General features: G+C 72.7%; 1 protein-coding gene. It reads right to left on the bottom strand.

Going from position 1 to position 3,241, the window contains the following annotated elements; translation table 11 throughout:
* Window positions 1-3,241, bottom strand: a 3,241-nt coding sequence (locus tag QN357_RS18370; RefSeq protein ID WP_323505330.1) for a DNA glycosylase AlkZ-like family protein, incomplete at both ends; no start/stop codon positions are given.

The following is a 3,241-nucleotide window of genomic DNA, read 5'->3' as shown; positions in this document are numbered from 1 at the left end:
GGTACAGGCTGATCCAGCCGTCGTTGCCCGCGAGGGTGCCTGCCCCCGCCCAGAGCACCTCGCCCGCGTTGGTGAGTTCGTCCAGCATCGCCGGCCGGTAGTCGCTCACCCGGGCGGGCAGCACGAGCGATTCCCAGGCGGACGCCGGGATGCGGGCCCCCTCGAGCTGTTCGATGACGGATGCGACGCCGTCGACGCCGCGCAGCCGTCCGCCTACATGTTGCCAGGACGGCAGGAACCGGCCCATCGTGATTTGATCGACGGGCTCGACCTCGTGGCGGAGCGCCGCGAGGGACCGCCTGCGGAGTCGGCGCAGAACCTCGGCGTCGCACCATTCGCTGCCGGTGCCGTGCGGCCGGTACTCGCCCTCGATCACCCGGCGGGTGCCGGCGAGACGTCGCAGCGCCCCGAGGGCGACGACCGGACCGAGACCGAAGCGGTCGGCGACATCCGCCACCGTGAACGGGCCGTGCGTCCGCGCGTACCGGCTGACCAGGTCGCCGAGCGGGTCTGGCACGGCCTCGGTGAAGGCGGCGGGCACCCCGAGCGGCACCGGAACGCCGAGGGCGTCGCGAAGCCGGCTGGCGTCCTCGATCACGGCCCACCACTGGCGGCCGGCGAACCCGGCCCTGAGTGCCCTGCGTGCGGCGACGAGCTCGAGCAGGCCGGTTTCGGCGTCGGGGTCGTCCTGGGTATCGAGCCGGGCGGCGACCTCCTCGGTCGTGAGGGGCCCGAGCTGGCGGAGGAGGTCGGCGATACCCTCGACGCCCCGCGCGTGCCGGTCGGCGGGCAGGCGCTGGAGTTCGGCATCCGTCTGCTCGATCACGGCGGGGTCGAGGAGCTCTCGCAGTTCGACCCTGCCGAGCAGCTCCGCGAGGAGGCTCGAGTCGAGGGACAGCGCCGTGGCCCGGCGCTCGGCGAGCGGTGAGTCGCCCTCATACATGAACGCGGCGACGTAACCGAAGAGCAGGGTGCTCGCGAAGGGGCTCGGGGTCTCCGTGCGGGTCTCGACGAGGCGGATCGTGCGGCTGTTGATCTTGCGGGTGAGGTCGAGCAGGGCCGGCAGGTCGTACACGTCCTGCAGGCATTCCCGCACGGTCTCGAGGATGATCGGGAAAGTGGGGAACGTGCGGGCGACCTCGAGCAGCTGGGCGGCCTTCTGCCGCTGCTGCCAGAGCGGCGACCGGGTGCCGGGGTTGTACTTCGGGAGCAGCAGGGCGCGGGCGGCGCACTCACGGAACCGGGCGGCGAAGAGGGCGGAGCCGCCGACCTCATCGGTCACGAGCTGCTCGATCTCCTCCGCCTCGAAGACGAAGAGTTCGGCGCCGGGCGGTTCGGCGTCGGTGTCGGGGATGCGCGCGACGATTCCGTCGTCGCTTGCGACGCACCCGCCGTCGAGCCCGTAGCGTTCCCGCACCCGGGCGGCGACCGCGAGCGCCCACGGCGCGTGCACCTGCATGCCGTATGCGGAATGCAGGATCACCCGCCAGTCGCCGAGTTCGTCGCGGAACCGTTCGACGACGAGGGTGCGGTCGGTCGGCAGCTGGCCGGTGGCCGCGCGCTGGTCGGCGAGGAAGACCAGGAGGTTGTTCGCGGCGCGCTCATCGAGCCCCCCGGCCGCGCAGCGGACCCGGGCGGCGGCCTCCGGCAACGCGGAGACCTCCCGGACGAAGGCGCCGACGGCCTCGCCGAGTTCCGCCGGCCGGCCCAGGCCGTCACCCTTCCAGAACGGCAGCCGCCCCGGCTCGCCGAACGCCGGGAGCACGAGCACCCGGTCGTGGGTGATCTCCTGGATCCGCCAGCTCGTCGTGCCGAGTGCGAAGACGTCGCCGACCCGGGATTCGTAGACCATCTCCTCGTCGAGTTCGCCGACACGACGCCCTGTGGTCTGCTCGCCGCCGACCATGAAGACGCCGAAAAGCCCGCGGTCGGGAATGGTGCCGCCGCTTGTGACGGCGAGGCGCTGCGCGCCGGGACGCCCGGTGAGCAGGCCGGTGTCGCGGTCCCAGACGATCCGGGGGCGGAGCTCGGCGAACTGGTCGGAGGGGTACCGCCCGGCCAGGAGGTCGAGCGTTGCCTCGTATGCCGAGCGGGGCAGGCCCTGGAATGGGGCGCTGCGGCGCACGATGTCGAACCAGTCCTCGGCCTGGATCGGCTCGAGCGCCACCGCCGCGACGGTCTGCTGGGCGAGAATGTCGAGCGGGTTCGAGGGCACCGCGATCGACTCGATCAGTCCGGCGACCATCCGCTCGGCGGCGACGGCGGCGTGGATGAGGTCGGCACGGTGCTTGGGGTAGATGACGCCGCGGGAGATCTCGCCGACCTGGTGCCCGGCGCGGCCGACCCGCTGCAGCCCGCTCGCGACAGAGGGCGGAGACTCGACCTGCACGACGAGGTCGACGGCACCCATGTCGATGCCGAGTTCGAGGCTCGACGTCGCGACGACGCAGCGCAGCCGCCCGGCCTTGAGGTCCTCCTCGATCATCGAACGCTGTTCCTTGCTCACCGAGCCGTGGTGCGCGCGGGCGAGCAGGGGCTCGGCCCCTGCGCTCTGGCCGCTCGCTCCCATCAGGTCTGCCGGCGGCCGCACAGGGCCCGCTGAACCGCGTGCTGAGCCTTCACCGACTGAGCCCGCACCGTCTGAGCCCGCACCGGCTGCGCCCGCTGCAGCGCCCTCGGCAGCGGATGCCGGTGCGACCCCTGCCCCGACCGGCGCGAGCTCGCCCGCGGCCTGCTCCGCGGCATCCGCCAGGCGCCCGGCGTAGATCTCGTTGAAGCGCGCGGTCAGTCGCTCGGCAAGGCGGCGCGAGTTCGCGAAGACGATGGACGAGGAATGCGCGAGCACCTCGTCGACAATGGCTTCTTCGACGTGCGGCCAGATCGAACCGGCCTGCGGCGCGGCGGCCGCTGTCGACCCCTCCCGTTCGGGAACGGGGCCCAGCTGCGTCATGTCGTCGACGGGGACGACGACGCGGAGGTCGAAGCGCTTGCCCGCGGCAGGATTGACGATCTGCACGGGGGCGGCGCCGCCGAGGAACCGGGCGACCTCCGCGGCCGGGCGGACGGTCGCAGAGAGACCGATCCGCTGCGCCGGCCGCGCGAGCAGCTCGTCGAGGCGTTCGAGAGAGACGGCGAGGTGGGCGCCGCGCTTGCTCGACGCGACGGCGTGCACCTCGTCGATGATGACGGTGTCGACACCCCGCAGGGAGTCACGGGCGGCGGAGGTGAGCATCAGGAAGAG

Origin of the sequence: Cryobacterium sp. RTC2.1 (assembly GCF_035018685.1) — a bacterium.
In the GTDB taxonomy this organism is placed as follows: domain Bacteria; phylum Actinomycetota; class Actinomycetes; order Actinomycetales; family Microbacteriaceae; genus Cryobacterium; species Cryobacterium glucosi.
Note: the sequence above shows the minus strand (reverse complement) of the source record. Positions and strands in the feature narration are given on the sequence as shown.